Below are 16,232 nucleotides of genomic sequence, written 5' to 3'. Positions count from 1 at the left end.
TCGCGAAAGGTGATGCGGGGCAGTGCGTTCCGGACGTGATCGATGGTAGGGCCAAGGGGCGGCCGTGTGCGGCACAATCCGGAAAACACGTCTGTGACCGGGAGATCTGTTGTGCCGTAGGCGATTGCGGCGCGATCGATGTCCTGGGATGAATCGCCGAGCGGTGCCGGAACCGCGGCGGCGGTGGCTATTCTCGAACGGCGCGCACCGGGGTTGCCGGGTGCCTGTCGCCGGGCCGCGCGTGCCCGGGGCCGCGCCGCGGGGCCGGGGTCGGCGCGGTGCCGCTGAGCAGCGGTTGTGATGCGAATCGCCGGAACATGCGGCGTGTCACAGCCGACACATAATGGAGGTCCGGTGTGGTTAGCTCATATGAGCACATCGGGGTGTGTGAGGTGTGTCACTTTCAGCAGGGTAGGCCAGGTGGGAACAGTGGATATCAGTCCAAAGGGTGTGGTCGGTTCGATGCAGCGGTTGCTGGCTACCGCGCAGAACGGGCTGGAGGTGATCCGCTTCGGCGGTCTGTCGCACGACGTGGAGTCCTCGCCGTTCGAGGTCGTCGAGCGCAGACGGATGTACCGGTTGCGGCACTACTTCCCCGACGACACGACGCCGGGGCGTCCGGTGGCGCTGCTGGTGCCGCCGTTGATGGTCAACGCCGACATCTGGGATGTGAACGCGGCCGGGGGTGCGGTCGGGATCCTGCACGCGAGCGGCGTGGACTGCTGGGTCATCGATTTCGGGTCACCGGCCACCGAGGAGGGCGGCTGGGAACGTGACCTGGCCGACCACGTGCTCGCGGTGAACTCGGCCATCGACACCGTGTGCGAGGCCACCGGCGCGCAGGTGCACCTGATGGGGTACTCGCAGGGCGGCATGTTCGCCTACCAGACCACCGCCTACCGCTACGGCAAGGGCGTGGCCTCCATCGTCACCTTCGGCAGCCCGGTCGACATCGTCGCGGGCATGCCGTTCGGGCTGCCCTACGGGCTGGTGTCCGACGTCGCCGACTTCCTGGCCGACCACGTGATGCACCGGCTGCCGATCACCGAGTCCATGGTGCGGGTGGGCTTCCAGATGCTCGACCCGGTGAAGACCGCCAAGTCGCGCATCGATTTCTTGCTGCAGCTGCACGACCGGGAAGCCTTGCTGCCCAAGGAACGTCAGCGCCGGTTCCTGAACAGCGACGGCTGGGTGGGGTATTCGGGCCCGGCGGTGGCCGATCTGCTCAAGCAGTTCGTGGCGCACAACCGGATGATGCTGGGCGGCTTCGTGATCCGCGATCATCCGGTGTCGCTGGCCGAGCTGAAGTGCCCGATCCTGGCCTTCGTCGGTGAGGTCGACGACATCGGTCAGCCCGCGGCGGTGCGCGGCATCGTGCGCGCGGCCCCGAACGCCGAGGTCTACGAGGCCAGCCTGGTGGCCGGGCACTTCGGGCTGGTGGCCGGTTCCATGGCGACCAACCACACCTGGCCGCTGGTGCGCGACTGGATCGGCTGGATGGACGGCAACGGCACCCTGCCCGAGGCGATCGCGCCCATGCGCGAGCACGTGCCCAGCAATGCCCCGCGCACCGCGGCCACCCGGGTGGTGCACACCGCGGCCACCCTGGCCGAGGCGGGCGCGGGCGTGGGCAAGGCGCTGGAAGGCATCGCGGGCAATACGATTCGCGGTTCGGTCGAGCTCGCGGGCGAGGCGGCCCGCGCGCTGCCCCGGCTGACCCGTCTCGGCATGATCCAGCCGCACACGCGCATCTCGCTGGGCAAGCTGCTCACCGAGCACGCGCGCCGCGCCCCGCACAAGGACCTGGTGCTCTTCGACGACCGCGTGCACACCAACGCGGCGGTGGAGGAACGCGTCGACAACATCGTGCGCGGCCTGATCTCGGTGGGTATCCGGCCCGCCACCCGGGTCGGCATCATGATGGAGACCCGGCCCAGCGCGCTGGCCTCGGTGGCCGCGCTCTCGCGCCTCGGCGCGGTCGCGGTGCTGCTGGCCCCCGGCGCCGAACTGGACCGGGCCATCGAGCTCACCGGCGTGCAGACGCTGATCACCGACCCGGAGAACCTGCGGGCAGCCGCGGCGACCGGCGCGCGGGTGCTGGTGCTCGGCGGCGGCGCCACCCGGACGCTGGCGGTGCCCACCGGCGAGCGGGTGATCGATCTCGAGCAGGTCGACCCGGCGCGGGTCCGGGTGCCCGCCTGGTACCGCCCCAACCCCGGCCTGGCCCGCGAACTGGCCTTCGTGCTGGTGCTCGGCTCCGGTGACCGGCTCGAGGCCAAATACATCACCAACCACCGCTGGGCCCTGTCGGCCTTCGGTACCGCCAGCGCGGCCGACCTGGACCGCCGCGACACGGTGTACTGCCTGGCCCCGCTGCACCACTCCTCGGGGCTGCTGGTGAGCCTCGGCGGTGCCATCGCGGGCGGCAGCCGGATCGCGCTGGCCCGCCCGATGGACATGGATCCCGGGCGCTTCGCCGCCGAGGTGCACCGCTACGGCGTCACCGTGGTGACCTACACCTGGACCATGCTGCGCGACCTGCTCGACGCGCAGGTCTTCCCGGCCGGGCACAACCACCCGATCCGGCTGTTCATCGGCTCCGGCATGCCCGCCGGGCTGTGGCGGCGCACCGTCGAGCAGTTCGAGCCCGCCCGGGTGCTCGAGTTCTACGCCTCCATCGACGGTGATGTGGTGCTGGCCAATGTGACCGGCGCCAAGATCGGCTCCAAGGGCAGGCCGGTGCCGAGCACCGCCCGGGTGGAACTCGTGGCCTACGACCCGATCAGCGAGCAGATCCTGGTGGGCGACAGCGGTTTCGCGCGGCGCTGCGCCGACAACGAGCCGGGCCTGCTGCTGGGCAAGGCCGTCGACGGCGGCGACATCTCCGACGGCGGCCTGCGCGGGGTGTTCAAGGCCGGTGACGCCTGGTGGCCGACCGAGAACCTGTTCCGTCGCGACAGCGACGGCGACTACTGGCTGCTGGACCGCCGCGACACCGTCATCCGGACGCCGCGCGGACCGGTGTTCACCCAGCCGATCGTCGACGTGCTCAACGACATCACCGCCGTCGACATGGAAGTGGCCTTCGCGCTGCCCACCGCCGCGGGCACGCTGGCCGTGGCCGCCCTGAGCGTGCGCACCGGCTTCCGGATCGAACCGGGTGATGTCACCGAGGCGATGCGGGCCCTCGACCGCGACCAGCGCCCCGATCTGGTCTACGTCGTCGACGACATCCCGCGCAGCCCCAGCTTCCGGCCCTCGGCGGCGGCGGTACAGGCCGCCGGGCTCCCGCAGGCGGGCCCCGGTACCTGGGTCTACGACCGGTCCAGCGACACCTACGGTGTGCTCACCGAGGCCGCCGCGGCGGTGCTGTTCGAGGGGAACTGAGGCGATCCCCGCGTGGCCTGCCCGGCCACGCGGGGCGCTACACCCGGTAGGCGGTGACCGCGTCGAGGACGCGGTCGAGCTGCGCGGCGTCGAGCATCGGCCACAGCGGCAGCCGCAGGATGGTGGCCGAGAAGTTCGCCGAGCGGGTGCACGGTACCGGCGTGCGGCCGTACTTGAGCCCGGCCGGGCTGGAATCCAGCGGGATGTAGTGGAACGGCGCGACGATGCCGTGCTCGGCGAGGTGGCGGATCAGGCCGTCGCGGCTGTCCTCGGTGGGCATCCGCAGATAGAACAGGTGCGCGGTGTGGCCGCGATCGGCGGGGACGGTCATCGGGCGCACGTCGTTGGCCGCCGCCCAGCCGGGCAGCGCGGCCGCGTAGGTATCCCACACGCGGTGCCTGCCCGCCTGGATGGTGTCGAACTCGGCCAGCTGCGCGTCGAGCACGGCGGCGTTGAGTTCGCTGGGCAGATAGCTCGAACCGATGTCCTGCCAGGAGTACTTGTCCACCTGGCCGCGCAGGAACCGGGCCCGGTCGGTGCCCTTCTCGCGCATGATCTCGGCGCGGCTCATCAGGATCTCGTCGGAGAGCAGCAGCGCGCCGCCCTCGCCGCAGTGCACGTTCTTGGTGTCGTGGAAACTCTGGGTGCCCAGGGTGCCGATGGTGCCCAGCTGCCTGCCGCGCCAGGTGCCGCCCAGGCCGTGCGCGTTGTCCTCGATGACGGCCAGACCGTGTTGGGCGGCCAGCTCGTGCAGCGGCGCCATGTCGGCGGCGACCCCGCCGTAGTGCATCACCAGGATCGCCTTGGTGCGCGCGGTGACGGCGTCGGCGGCCGCGGCCGGGTCGATATTGCCGGTGCTGTCGTCGATGTCGACGAACACGCAGGTGGCGCCGCGCAGCGCCATGGCGGTGGCGGCGGAGGTGAACGCGAAGCTCGGGACGATCACCTCGTCGTCGGGGCCGAGTTCGAGCAGCAGCGCGCCCAGTTCCAGCGCGTGCGTGCAGGAGGTGGTGAGCAGCGCGTGTTCGGCGCCGGTGATCGCCTTGATCCGCGCGGTGGCCGACTTGGTGAACTGGCCGTCGCCGTGGCTGTGATCGGAATCGAGCACGGTCATCAGGTTGGCGCGTTCGGCGGCCGCGCGGAACGGCCTGCTGAAGATGATGCGGTCGCTCACTCGCGGTGGCCCTTCTCCGCCGCGGCGGAAACCGCGGCCTCGATCCGATGGTGCGCGGCAGGCGCGTGCAGGGTGTCCGGGCGCGGGGTGGGGGTCTGCACGGTCAGATACAGCGGCTTGCCGACCAGGATGTGCAGCGCCACACCGAGATACTCGGCGATCAGGCCGAGCGAGAACAGGATCGCGCCCGAACACAGCAGCAGCACCACGATGATCGACGCCCAGCCCTCGGGGTCGTTGTTGTCGTTGTTGGTCAGCGCCTGCACCACGACCACCGCGGCCATGATCACCCCGGCCAGCGCCAGCGAGATCCCCAGCATGCTCACCAGCCGCAGGCCGCGGGTGCCGCTGCACAGCACCATCTTCCAGAACAGCGAGAACAGCCGCCGGTAGTTGTAGCCGGACTCGTCGCGGCCCTCGGCGCGCAGCACCACCGGCACCGACACCGTGCGCCCGACCACCCAGGTGAGCGCGACATCGAGATAGACGCCGTTGGCGGCGACCTCGGCCAGCTGACGGCCGATATCGCCGCGGATCAGCCGGAAGCTCTCGAACCGGGTGGAATCCGGGAACGCGAACACCGTGGCCAGCACAATCTTCGCCCCGCGCGAGGTGAGGTTGCGCAGGAAACCGTGCGGCCGGGTGTTGGCGGGCTTGGAGTAGGCCAGATCCGCGCGCGAGGCCAGCGCGGCGTCGAGGAAATCGGCGATGAAGGCCGGGTCGTGCTGGCCGTCCTCGTCCATGGTGACGATCCAGTCGCCCCGCGCCGCCGCCATGCCCGCGATGGTCGCCGCGTCCTGGCCGAAGTTTCGGCTCAACCAGACCGCCCGCACCTGCGGGTAGTTCCGTTCGAGTTCCTGCATGACCACATCGGAACGGTCGGGGCCGTTGTCGTGGACGAGGATGATCTCCTCGATCGCGAAGCGCGCGCCCGCCACCGAGGTGGTCGGCCCGGTGAGCCGGTCCAGTTCGGCGACCAGCGCGGCGATCGTCTCCTCGCCCCGGTAGATCGGGACCACGACCGACACCGAGTGGACCGTGCCCGGCCCGCTGCCACGATCGGACGCGCCCGCGTGCAGCACGGCGCCGAGCCGGGACGAGTGTGCGGAAGGAATCGGCATCGTCGACTTTCGGTGTGACCGGAACAGACCCAACAGTGCTGCGAACTTTAACACCGGAACACGGTGAGTCGGCTGCTGCGCCATGGCCTGTGTGGCGGTGGGCGTTTCCGCCGCGTACCTGTAGGGTCTGGTCCTCGTGGTGGAAAGTAGAACCCCTTCCCGGCGGGCCGTGTACCTGTGGGGCTTGCTCACCTCCCTGGGCGTGATCGCCGGGTACGGCGCGGTGGTGCTCGCCAACGTCCGGCACTTCTACACCGACGACACCGAATCCCAGTACGTCCCGCTGTGGGTGATGCTGGGCAGGCGCCTGCGCGACGGGGATCTGCCGGTGATGGTGCCCGAGCACTGGATGGCCGGGAACTACGCCATCGAGGAAGCGGGCCTGCTGAATCCGCCGCAGCTGCTGATCGACCTGATCGCGCCCTCGGTGGACAACCTGGTGCTCTACGCGACCGTGGTGAAGCTGATCTTCGCGATCATCCTGGGCCTGGGTGTCTACCGGATCTGCCTGGCCTACGGCGCGCGGGTGCAGTGGGCGGCGCTGGCCGGGGTGTCCATCCCGTTCACCGGCTGGCTGCTGTTCTTCGACGAGGCCAGCTGGATGACCGCGTTCACCGGCACCGCGTGGATGGTGCACGCCTGGGCCTCCGGGGTGCGTTACGCGCGTGGGCGGGGCGGGCCTATCCCGGTGTTCGGCTACCTGTATCTGGCGATCTCGGTGCAGTACATCTTCCCCGCGGTGGAGGCCGGTCTGATGATCGGCGCCGTCGCGATCGGCGAGCTGGTCTACCAGCGCGCCTGGCGGCCCTCGCTGAAGCTGCTCACGGTCTCGGGGCTGGCGGCGCTGGCCGGGCTGGCCACCTATCTGCCGAGCATGCTCTCGGCCAAGGTGACCTGGCGCGGCACCGCCCAGATCAACAACGACCAGTTCCTCACCGTGCCGTGGTCGGAATCGCTGAACGCCAGCCTGCCCTCGACGCTGCCCGCGTTCACCTCCTGGTGGGGCTATGTCCAGCCGCTGCCGGTCGTCTACATCGCCTGGTTCCTGATTCCGGCGCTGGCCTTCATCGACTGGGCCAGGGCTCGCGCGGCCTGGCGCGAACTGACCGGCATCGGGCTGTTCGCGGTGGCCGCGCTGATGTGGACCGCCGGGCCCGGCACCATCGGCCCGCTGCGCTGGCCCGCCCGCGTGCTGCCGATGGTGGCGCTGGGTCTGCTGCTGCTGGTCTGCGTGCTGCTCGGGCGTTTCGCGACGGTGAAGGACTGGCGGTCGCGGTATGTCGCCGCGGCCGTGCTGATCGGGCTGCTGTGGGTGCGGTCGTTCTCGGCCGACCCGCACCACGTGCCCGCGCATCTGCTCGCCGCGGCCGCCGTGGCGGCCCTGGGCGCGGGCATGGTGTGGCTGGCCCTGCGCAAGGGCACCTCGGCGGCGGTCGCGCTGGCGATCGTGGCGGTGTTCCCGATCGCCTACGTGCAGGTCGAACGCGCGCAACCGACACCCATGAGCTGGAACCTGCCCAGCGACCGGGCCGCGGCGAAGGCGGCGTTCCCCGAGTTCGCGGGCACCACCCTGCAACTGGGTGACCGCGCGCTGATCCAGCCGGGCGAGCGCACCCTCGACGGCGCCTACGGGTCACTGGTGTTCGGCAACTACGCCAAGGACATCGAGCGCACCTACGTCAGCGGGTACACCCCCAACGGGCACTACTGGTTCGGCGACATGCTCTGCATGCGCTGGGACACCAGCGTGTGCCCCGACGCCTTCCGCCGCGCCTTCGCGGTGGAGCCGTCCACCGGCAAGACCATCGTCGACCTGATGAACGTCGACCGGGTCGTCCTGCAGACCGCGCTGTACCCCGACGCCCGCGACCAGCCCGCCCCCACCGGCTGGCGGTGGGTCGACTACCCGGGCCACGAGAAGTACATCGCCGTGCTCGAACGCGAGGACGGGTTGATCTCCACCCGCAACGGCCGGATCTCCGCGGCCGAGGACGTCACCGCGGTCTCGCTGTCGGAAACCGACACCACCAGCCGCGTGCGGGTCAGCTCGGACACCGGCGGCCGGGTGGTCTTCGCCCGGCTGGGCTGGCCGGGCTACCGGGTGAGCCTGGACGGCAAGGACATCCCGTTCGACGTGGTCGCGAAGAGCTTCGTCGCGGTCGACATCCCCGCGGGCACCCGCGACGCCACCCTCGACGTCACCTGGCGCCCGCCGGGCTGGAAGATCGGCGGCGCCGCGATCGCCACCGGCCTGCTCGGACTGGCCCTGCTGCAGTGGCTGTACCTGCGCGGCCGCAAGCCCGAGGACGAGCGGGAAGCGCCGGTCGAGACCCCGGTCCCCGACGACGATCCCGAACTCGTGGACGCGCTGCGATGACCACCGAGGCGGCCACGGCAGGCGGTGTCCTGGAGACGCCGGGCCCGCTGCTGCGGATCGTCAAACGCCAGGAACTGGCCTTCGCCCTGGTCGGCGGGTTCAACACCCTGCTCGGCATGGCGCTGGTGGTGTTCTGGCTGCGGGTGCTCGGTGACGGCAGGCCCGGCCTGGCCGTGGTCGCCGCCTACGCGGTGAGCACCCTGGTGGCCTTCGTGCTGCACCGCACCCTGGTGTTCCGGGTGCGCGGGAGGGTGCTGCGCGACTTCGTGGCCTTCTGCGGGGTGAACGCGGGCGGGCTGGTGCTCAACGTGATCCTGGTGGAGTTCGCGGCCACCGTCCTCGGTTTCCCCGCCGAACCCGCCTCGGTGATCGTGATGGGGCTGGTCGCGGTGTTGAGCTTCTTCGGACACCGCTACATCTCGTTCCGGCGGGCGCGGTAGGTTAGGCGCATGGCGCACGAATCCACCCTCGACGCAACCCTGCTCGGCCTGCTGGCCTGCCCCCAGGACAAGGGCCCGTTGCAGCTGGTGCGTACCGAAGACGGCGCGAGCGTGCTCTACAACCCCCGCCTGCGCCGGGCATACCCGATCGACAACGGCATTCCGGTGCTGCTGATCGACGAGGCCCGCGATGTCACCGACGCCGAACACGAATTCTTCGCCTCGGAGTCCTGACCTCAGCCCGATCTCGAGTTAGGCTTGCCTTACCGAGGCAAGCCGTCCGGGCCGTCGCGCCCGCACACGAGAGGGTGTCCGATGGCCGATGACGTCGCACTCAGCGGAATCCCGCTGACCATGCTCTGGACCCTGCACAACCGGGCCTGCGAGGTCCGTCGCCCCGACGCCGTCCTCGACGACCCGGAGGCCGTGCGGCTCTACCAGGCCATCGACTTCGACTACCACCGTGCCTTCGGCGCGCCCGACGGCACCCATGCCGTGCGCGCGGCCCGCTTCGACGCCGCCTTGCGGCCGTGGCTGGCCGCGCATCCCGGCGGCACCGTCGTCGAGCTGGCCGCCGGGCTGGAGACCCAGTTCCAGCGCTGCGACGACGGCCGGGTGCGCTGGGTCTGCGTGGACGTGCCCGAGGCGATCGAGATCCGCACCCGGTTCCTGCCGCCCGGGTCGCGCACCCGCTACCTGCCGATCAGCGCGCTCGACCTGTCCTGGCTCGACGAGGTCGATACCGCGCACGGCGTGTTCGTCACCGCGCAGGGCCTGTTCATGTACTTCGACCCCGAAGATGTGCGCCGCCTGGTGACCGCGATCCTGGACCGCTTCCCCGGCGTGGAGCTGATGTTCGACACCATCCCGCCCTGGTTCTCCCGCAAGACCCTGCGCGGCTTCCAGAAGACCCCCGACTACACCGCGCCGCCCATGCCGTGGGGTGTGCGGCGCAGCACCGTCCCGGCCCTGCTGCGCGGGTGGAGCCCGCGGGTCGACGCGGTCGAGATCGCCTGCTACGGACCCTCGCACGGCCCGCTCGCCACCCTGACGCCGCTGTTCGACCGGCTGCCGGTGCTGCGCGACATCCCGCCGAGCATCGTCCGGGTGCGCGCCGCCGCCTGAATCACCCTGCGGCGGCACCGATCTCGCCGGTGAGATAGCGCTGCATGCTCGGGCCGATCGCGGCGACCACCTCGGGCAGTGGCATCGAGGCCAGCGGCTCCAGGCCGATCACCTTGCGGGTGATGAGCAGCCCCACCATCTGCGCGGCCACCAGCGCGACCCGCGCGTGTCCGTCGTCCGCGGCGGTGGCGATGCGGGCGCGTACCCGTTCCAGCACCACCTCGAGCAGGAACGAGCGCGCCAGGGTCGGTTCCCCGGCGATCATGCTGCGCGCCATGGCCACCACGCCCGGTCCGGCGGGGGAGTCCCACACCGTGACCACGGCCCGCACGATCGTGGCGCCCAGTTCGTCCAGCGGTGCCGCGTCGATGGTGGACAGGGTCACCTCGGGGTCGGCGGGGAACTGCACGACCGTCGCGAACAACTGCTGCTTGGTGCCGAAATAGTGGTGCACGAGCGCGGGATCCACCCCGGCGTCGGCGGCGACGGCCCGGATCGAGGTCTTGTCGAAACCGGACTCGGCGAACCGGGTCCGGGCGGCGTCCAGGATGGCCGCCTTGGTGTCGACCTTGCCCGGTCTGCGCCCACTGCGCCTGCCGGGCCGGGATCCCTCGCCGCTCATGCTCTCCTCCTATCGGGTCACGCGGTCCGCCGCCGCAGCGTGGCGGCGGCCAATGCCAGCGCCACCACCGCGAATCCGGCGACCACGGCGATGTCACGCCACATCGTCGCGGTCGGCTCGGGGTACACCGAGACCTGCTGCAGCGCGTCCACCGCGTAGCTCAACGGCATCACATCGCTGAGCACCTCGAGCCAGCGGGGCAGCTGATCGCGCGGAACGAGCAACCCGCACAGGAAGATCTGCGGCGCCACGATCACCGGCATGAACTGCACCGCCTGGAACTCGGTGCGCGCGAACGCGCTGGCCAGCAGGCCCAGCCCGACCCCGCACACCGCGTCGACCATCGCGATCAGCATCACCCAGCCCGGATTCCCGGCCGCCTGCATACCGAGCAGCCAGAACGCGACCGCGCAGGCGACGGCGGCCTGGGCCGCGGCCGCCAGCGAGAACGCGGTGCCGTAACCGGCGAGCAGATCGAATTTGCTCAGCGGCGTGGTGAGCAGGCGTTCGAGCGTGCCCGAGGTGCGTTCGCGCTGCATGGCGATGGCGGTGATCAGGAACATCACCACGAACGGCAGGATGCCGAGCATGGTGATGCCGACGCGGTCGAACAGCGTCAGCGGCGCGAACGCCGGGCGCGGGGCGTCCCGGTAGATGAAGTACAGCAACGCCATCAGCAGCGCGGGCACCACCAGGATCATGGCGACGGTGCGGCGGTCGTTGCGCAGCTGACGCAGGATCCGGCCGGTGGTGGCGGTGTATGGCCGCAGCAGGGTGTTCATGCGTTCGCTCCCAGCGTGATCAGGGCGAGGAAGGCCGTCTCGAGGTTCTGTTCGCCGGTGCGTTCGCGCAGCTCGTCCGGGGTGAGCTGGGCCAGCAGCGCGCCCTCGCGCATGAGCAGCAGCGTGTCGCAGTGGTCGGCCTCGTCCATCACGTGACTCGACACCAGCAGCGTCGTCCCGGCCGCGGCCAGTTCGCGGAACTGCTTCCACAGTTCCACCCGCAGCACCGGGTCCAGCCCGACGGTCGGTTCGTCGAGCACCAGCAGTTCGGGCTTGCCCACCAGCGCGCACGCCAGCGAGGCCCTGGTCTGCTGCCCGCCCGAGAGCTGGGCGCCGAGCTGGTCGGCGTGCTCGGCCAAACCGACGGCGGTGAGCGCGGATTCGGTGTCGGCGCGGTCGCGTCCGTAGAGCGCGGCGTAATAGGCGACGTTCTCGCGCACGCTGATATCGGCGTAGATGCTCGGCGCCTGGGTGACGTACCCGACCCGGCGCCGCAGCCCGGCACTGCCCGCGGGTTCGCCGAGCACGGTGACCGTGCCCGACCGCACCAGCTGGGTGCCGACGATGCTGCGCAGCAGGGTGGTCTTGCCGCAGCCGGAGGGGCCGAGCAGCCCGGTGATCGATCCGCGCGGGATCCGCATCGACAGGCCGGGCAGGACGGTGCGTTGCCCGCGCCGGACGGTCAGCTCGGTGACCTCGACAGCTGGCGGCGGGGATGTGTGCGACATGGGCCGACTCAATTCATCAAGTGTTGAATTCACTACGTGATGAATTTAGCGCGACCGGTCCGTCACGGCAAGGGTCAGTGGGCGTGTCCGTGCGGCGTGCCCGCCTGCTGACCGGGTTCGACCACCACGAACTGGCCCATCATTCCCAGGTCCTCGTGCCAGAGCAGGTGGCAGTGATACATGTACGGGGTGTCCGGATCGGCCGGTCCGTCGAAACGCAGCGCCAGGCGCGCGGTGGTGTTCGGCGGCAGGAAGATCGTGTCCTTGGGCCCGGTCAGCGCGGGCGGCGGTGCCCCACCGTCGTAGTCGAGCACCCGGAACTGCACGTCGTGGACGTGGAAGTTGTGTGGCATGCCGTCGGTATTGCGCACCACCCAGATCTCGGTGGTCCCCCGGGTGACCGTCGTGTCGATGCGGTCCATCGCCATCTCCGCGCCGTTGATCCCCGACAGCGTCAGGTCGAAGCGGCGTTCGGTCACCGCGTCACTGCCGTCGGGGGTGGAGGCGGGAACGAGAGCCACGGGGAGCGGCGCGGATGCGCGCAGGGTGGGCGCGGCGCGCAGTTCCAGGATGTCGAAGCGGTCGTCACCCCCAGCGAAGCGGTTGCCCCAGAAGTCCAGTCCGGCGTCGAGGCGTTCGCTGCGCAGTACGGTCCGTTCACCGGGCCGCATCCGCACCACGATCTCGGCGCGTTCACCGGGGGACAGCTGCACCCGGTCGAGGGTGGCGGGGCGTTCCAGCAGCCCGCCGTCGGAGCCGATCAGCGCGAACGGCCGGGCGTCGTCGAAGGCGAAGGTGTAGATCCGCGCGGTCGAGGCGTTGAGCAGCCGCAGCCGCACCAGTTCGTCGCCGACCTCGTGATACGGCGCGAGCGTGCCGTTGACCAGCGTGCGATCCCCGAGGAAACCGACATCGCGGAAGATCCCGTGCGTACCGTCGAGCCGGTCCCCGCGCAAGCGGACGTCCTGCACGATCACCGGAAGATCGTCGACGCCATAGGTGTTCGGCAGCGGCAGTTCCGCGGCGGCGGCGTCGTCGATCAGGAACATGCCCGCCAGGCCGCGCCGGACATGGTCCTCGGTGGCACCGTGCGGGTGCGGGTGGTACCAGAGCGTCGAGGCCGGTTGCGCCACCGTCCATTCCGGCGTCCAGCTCGCGCCGGGCTCGACCATCTGGTGCGGTCCGCCGTCCATCGCGGCGGGCAGGTGCATGCCGTGCCAGTGCACGGTCGACGCCTCGGGCAGCTGATTGCGGATGTTCACCCGCACCCGCTCCCCGGCGCTCGCCCGCAGCGTCGGCCCGAGGTAGCTGCCGTTGAAGCCCCAGGTCGCGATGTCGTTGCCGTCCTCGAACGCGGTTGTCCCGCTGCGCATGTCGAGCGAGAAGACGCGGGTGCCGTCGGCCTCGACGGTCGACTCGGCCAGCGGCGGCACGGACAGCGGCCGGGTGAACTCGATGCCGACGGTGGAGATGTCGGCGGTGGACCACGTCCAGGCGACGCCACCGGCGATCGCGGTGAGCAGGACGACGACGAGAGCGCCCGTACCGAGCAGGACGCGGCGCAGGCGGCGCGGGAGAGAAACCATGTGCCGACGGTAGGGAGCACCCGGGTCCGCACACATCCGGGCGCGACCCCCATCCGGACCCCGAATTTCCCCCTACTTCCGGCATTCCCGCAGGTCACACTCATGCGATCTGAATCATTTCGGGGGTTGTCCTCGAACACATGCCCGACCAGGACCCGCTTCTCGAACATCGCAGGCTGCTGTTCGCGACCGCCTACCGCATGCTCGGCACCGTCACCGACGTCGAGGACACCGCACTGGCCGACACCGTCTCCACCGCCATGCTGGTGGTGCTCGAGACCCTCGCCCCGGTCGAGCGCGCGGTGTTCCTGCTGCGCGAGGTCTTCGGCTACTCGCACGCCGAGATCGCCGACACCCTCGACCGTTCCGAGGCGAGCGTGCGCCAGATCGCCCACCGCGCCCGCGATCACGTGCGGTCGCGCCGCCCGCGCTACGACACCGACCGCGCCCCCCGCGCCCGCAGCACCGACCGGTTCATGGCCGCCTGCGCCGGTGGTGACCTCGCCGCGCTGATGGACCTCCCCGCCCGGATGCCACCTGCTGGTCCGACGGCGGCGGGGTGGTCACTGCGGCCCGCAGGCCCATCCACGGCCCCGACCTACTCGGCTCAGGCCGTGCGGATGGGCGAGAATGATCGTCGTGTCCGCCCAGGAACTCGCCGTCGATCCACCGGCCGCCGCGCGCAGGCTGCTCGGCGCGACCCTGTCCGCCGGTCCGGTGGCCCTGCGCATCGTGGAGGTCGAGGCCTACGGCAGTGATCCCGCCGGACCGTGGCCCGACCCGGCCGCCCACTCCTGGCCCGGCCCCACCGCCCGCAACGCGGTGATGTTCGGGCCCGCCGGGCGCCTCTACGTCTACCGCTCCTACGGAATTCACCTCTGTGTCAACGTCACCGCGACCTTCGACGGGGTCGCCGGTGCGGTGCTGGTCCGCGCGGGCGAGGTGGTCGACGGCCTCGAGGTCGCCCGGCAGCGCCGCCCCGCCGCCCGCACCGATCTCGACCTCGCCCGCGGCCCCGGCAATGTCGGCAGTGCCCTGGGCATCGGTCTCGACGACTACGGCACCGAACTGTTCGATCCGTTCTCCGCGATCCACCTCACCCTCGGCCCGCCGGTGCCGGATGCGGAGATCGCCGCCGGACCCCGCGTGGGCGTCAGCCTGGCCGCCGAGGTGCCCTGGCGGTTCTGGCTCCCGGCCTCCGCGGCGGTCTCGGCCTACCGGCGCAGTCCCCGCGCCGGGGCCGCAACCCGGATACGGAAAGATGGCTGATCGTGACCGGTGACATCTTCGACGAACTGACCTGGCGCGGCCTGATCGCGCAGTCCACCGACCTGGACGAACTGCGCGCGGCCGCCGCCGCGGCGCCGCTGACCCTCTATGCCGGTTTCGATCCCACCGCGGCCAGCCTGCACGCGGGCCACCTGGTTCCGCTGCTCGCGCTCAAGCGATTCCAGCGCGCGGGCCACCGCCCGATCGTGCTCGCCGGCGGCGCCACCGGCCTCATCGGCGACCCGCGCGATGTCGGCGAACGCACCATGAACTCCACCGACACCGTCGCCGAATGGGCCCAGCGCATCCGCGGCCAGCTCGAACGCTTCGTCGACCTGGACGACTCGCCCACCGGCGCCGTCATCGCCAACAACATGGACTGGACCGGGCCGCTGTCCACGGTGGACTTCCTGCGCGATGTCGGCAAGCACTTCTCGGTCAACGTGATGCTCGCCCGCGACACCGTCAAGCGGCGCCTGGAAGGCGAGGGCATCTCCTACACCGAGTTCAGCTACATGCTGCTGCAAGCCAACGACTACCTGCAGCTGCGCCGCGAGTACGGCTGCACGCTGCAGGTCGGTGGCTCCGACCAGTGGGGCAACATCATCGCCGGCGTCGAGCTCAACCGCCGCGTCGACGGCGCGCACGTGCACGCGCTCACCGTGCCGCTGGTGACCTCGGCCGACGGCAAGAAGTTCGGCAAGTCCACCGGCGGTGGCAGCCTCTGGCTCGACCCCGAGCTGACCAGCCCCTACGCCTGGTACCAGTACTTCGTGAACACCGCCGACGCCGACGTGATCCGCTACCTGCGCTGGTTCACCTTCCTCAGCCGCGAGGAACTCGACGCTCTCGAACAGGCCACCGCCGAACGCCCCTTCGCCCGCGAGGCGCAGAAGAAGCTCGCGGCCGAGATGACCACCCTGGTGCACGGCGAAGCCGAGACCCACGCGGTCGAACTGGCCAGCCAGGCCCTCTTCGGCCGCGGTGACCTGCGCGAACTGCCCGAGGCCACGCTCGGCGCCGCGCTGCGCGAGACCGCGGTGGACGGCAAGATCGCCGAGGTGACCCCGGGGGAGCCGAGCACGATCGTCGACCTGCTGGTCGCCGCCGGCCTGTGCGAGAGCCGCGGCGCGGCCCGGCGCGCGGTCAACGAGGGCGGTGCCTCGGTGAACAACGAGCGCGTCACCGACATCGACTGGACCCCGGCCGACGCCGACTACCTACACGGACAGTGGCTGGTGCTGCGTCGCGGAAAGAAGAACATGGCCGGTGTCCGTCGGATAGCCTGAAGCCGTCGCGGAGGCCTGAATCACATCTGTGTGATTCAGGCCGATGCGCCGCCTGGCCGCGCCGCGCCTACCAGCGCAGATACCCTGCTGTCCAGGCGATTTGACGCGGCGTTATCCGGCGCGTAACTTATTGGAAGTCAGAGCGACACGGACACCAACCCGGAGCCGAGACGCTGGTCCTCGAGACCGGCGGGCGAGGGACAACGAGGTAGGACGGGGAGCGCCTGACAGTGCCTCAACTGTGTGACCAGGGTTACGATTGACATCGCCTGGAAGCGAAGTTAGGCTGGAACAGTTGCCCTGCGGAAGATCTGAAGAAATTCGGTGGTTCT

At 70.5% G+C, this 16,232-nt stretch carries 14 protein-coding genes; 8 read left to right on the top strand and 6 right to left on the bottom strand.

Features of this window, described 5'->3' with window-relative positions:
• The first annotated feature begins 369 nt into the window (after positions 1-369).
• Complete coding sequence (locus tag WA675_RS22015) at positions 370-3,387, top strand: AMP-binding protein (RefSeq protein ID WP_336086735.1); 3,018 nt, start codon at positions 370-372, stop codon at positions 3,385-3,387.
• A 37-nt stretch (positions 3,388-3,424) separates the two neighbouring features.
• On the opposite strand, the gene rffA is transcribed toward WA675_RS22015, so the two are convergent.
• Positions 3,425-4,561 carry a dTDP-4-amino-4,6-dideoxygalactose transaminase gene (rffA, locus tag WA675_RS22010; RefSeq protein ID WP_336086734.1) on the bottom strand — a complete coding sequence of 379 codons (1,137 nt, stop codon included), beginning with the start codon at positions 4,559-4,561 and terminating at the stop codon, positions 3,425-3,427.
• The gene (locus tag WA675_RS22005; RefSeq protein ID WP_336086733.1) at positions 4,558-5,682 is read right to left on the bottom strand and encodes a glycosyltransferase; all 1,125 of its coding nucleotides are present in this window, start codon (positions 5,680-5,682) and stop codon (positions 4,558-4,560) included. Before WA675_RS22005 ends, rffA begins: the two co-directional genes overlap by 4 nt.
• 139 nt (positions 5,683-5,821) lie before the next feature.
• Here WA675_RS22005 and WA675_RS22000 point away from each other — a divergent pair, with 139 nt between their 5' ends.
• The 4 genes from WA675_RS22000 (at position 5,822) to WA675_RS21985 (ending at position 9,624) form a co-directional block, all read left to right on the top strand.
• Positions 5,822-8,059, top strand: coding sequence for a hypothetical protein (locus WA675_RS22000; RefSeq protein ID WP_336086732.1), 2,238 nt, complete (start codon positions 5,822-5,824; stop codon positions 8,057-8,059).
• On the top strand, positions 8,056-8,499 hold the full coding sequence (locus WA675_RS21995; protein WP_336086731.1) for a GtrA family protein: 444 nt from the start codon (positions 8,056-8,058) through the stop codon (positions 8,497-8,499). Before WA675_RS22000 ends, WA675_RS21995 begins: the two co-directional genes overlap by 4 nt.
• A 9-nt stretch (positions 8,500-8,508) precedes the next feature.
• Positions 8,509-8,733, top strand: a complete 225-nt coding sequence (locus WA675_RS21990) for a Trm112 family protein (protein ID WP_336086730.1) — start codon at positions 8,509-8,511, stop codon at positions 8,731-8,733.
• Positions 8,734-8,814: 81 nt separating this feature from the next.
• Positions 8,815-9,624: a class I SAM-dependent methyltransferase gene (locus tag WA675_RS21985; RefSeq protein WP_336086729.1), complete on the top strand. Its 810-nt coding sequence runs from the start codon at positions 8,815-8,817 to the stop codon at positions 9,622-9,624.
• Between the two features lies 1 nt (position 9,625).
• Here WA675_RS21985 and WA675_RS21980 read toward each other — a convergent pair whose 3' ends face one another.
• From WA675_RS21980 to WA675_RS21965, 4 genes are all read right to left on the bottom strand, one after another.
• Positions 9,626-10,246, bottom strand: a complete 621-nt coding sequence (locus WA675_RS21980; protein ID WP_336086728.1) for a TetR/AcrR family transcriptional regulator — start codon at positions 10,244-10,246, stop codon at positions 9,626-9,628.
• 17 nt (positions 10,247-10,263) lie between these two features.
• On the bottom strand, positions 10,264-11,028 hold the full coding sequence (locus WA675_RS21975) for an ABC transporter permease (protein ID WP_336086726.1): 765 nt from the start codon (positions 11,026-11,028) through the stop codon (positions 10,264-10,266).
• Complete coding sequence (locus WA675_RS21970) at positions 11,025-11,756, bottom strand: ABC transporter ATP-binding protein (protein ID WP_336086725.1); 732 nt, start codon at positions 11,754-11,756, stop codon at positions 11,025-11,027. The genes WA675_RS21975 and WA675_RS21970 overlap by 4 nt, the downstream gene beginning before the upstream one ends.
• 74 nt (positions 11,757-11,830) lie before the next feature.
• Positions 11,831-13,342 carry a multicopper oxidase family protein gene (locus WA675_RS21965; protein WP_336086724.1) on the bottom strand — a complete coding sequence of 504 codons (1,512 nt, stop codon included), beginning with the start codon at positions 13,340-13,342 and terminating at the stop codon, positions 11,831-11,833.
• Between the two features lie 140 nt (positions 13,343-13,482).
• Between WA675_RS21965 and WA675_RS27440 the strand changes: the two genes are divergently transcribed.
• Genes WA675_RS27440 through tyrS form a run of 3 tightly spaced genes read left to right on the top strand, consistent with a single transcriptional unit; the run spans position 13,483 to position 15,900 of the window.
• Positions 13,483-14,100 (top strand): sigma factor-like helix-turn-helix DNA-binding protein, encoded by a 618-nt coding sequence (locus tag WA675_RS27440; protein ID WP_442945695.1) that lies wholly within the window; start codon positions 13,483-13,485, stop codon positions 14,098-14,100.
• Entirely contained in the window at positions 13,982-14,611 is a 630-nt protein-coding gene (locus WA675_RS21955; RefSeq protein ID WP_442945694.1) for a DNA-3-methyladenine glycosylase, read from the top strand. Before WA675_RS27440 ends, WA675_RS21955 begins: the two co-directional genes overlap by 119 nt.
• 2 nt (positions 14,612-14,613) lie before the next feature.
• The gene (gene tyrS / locus WA675_RS21950) at positions 14,614-15,900 is read left to right on the top strand and encodes a tyrosine--tRNA ligase (RefSeq protein WP_336086722.1); all 1,287 of its coding nucleotides are present in this window, start codon (positions 14,614-14,616) and stop codon (positions 15,898-15,900) included.
• The last annotated feature ends 332 nt before the right edge of the window (positions 15,901-16,232 follow it).

It is taken from the genome of Nocardia sp. SSK8, assembly GCF_037034205.1.
GTDB lineage: Bacteria > Actinomycetota > Actinomycetes > Mycobacteriales > Mycobacteriaceae > Nocardia.
This window is presented reverse-complemented; position numbering and strand designations above follow the sequence as displayed.

Bases quoted from the DNA above. Each gene is read 5' to 3' on its own strand.
- WA675_RS21975 (WP_336086726.1), bottom strand. From the start codon at position 11,028: ATGAACACCCTGCTGCGGCCATACACCGCCACCACCGGCCGGATCCTG.
- WA675_RS21995 (WP_336086731.1), top strand. From the start codon at position 8,056: ATGACCACCGAGGCGGCCACGGCAGGCGGTGTCCTGGAGACGCCGGGC.
- WA675_RS21980 (WP_336086728.1), bottom strand. From the start codon at position 10,246: ATGAGCGGCGAGGGATCCCGGCCCGGCAGGCGCAGTGGGCGCAGACCG.
- WA675_RS27440 (WP_442945695.1), top strand. From the start codon at position 13,483: ATGCCCGACCAGGACCCGCTTCTCGAACATCGCAGGCTGCTGTTCGCG.
- WA675_RS21985 (WP_336086729.1), top strand. From the start codon at position 8,815: ATGGCCGATGACGTCGCACTCAGCGGAATCCCGCTGACCATGCTCTGG.
- WA675_RS22005 (WP_336086733.1), bottom strand. From the start codon at position 5,682: ATGCCGATTCCTTCCGCACACTCGTCCCGGCTCGGCGCCGTGCTGCAC.
- WA675_RS21990 (WP_336086730.1), top strand. From the start codon at position 8,509: ATGGCGCACGAATCCACCCTCGACGCAACCCTGCTCGGCCTGCTGGCC.
- WA675_RS22015 (WP_336086735.1), top strand. From the start codon at position 370: ATGAGCACATCGGGGTGTGTGAGGTGTGTCACTTTCAGCAGGGTAGGC.
- WA675_RS21970 (WP_336086725.1), bottom strand. From the start codon at position 11,756: ATGTCGCACACATCCCCGCCGCCAGCTGTCGAGGTCACCGAGCTGACC.
- WA675_RS21965 (WP_336086724.1), bottom strand. From the start codon at position 13,342: ATGGTTTCTCTCCCGCGCCGCCTGCGCCGCGTCCTGCTCGGTACGGGC.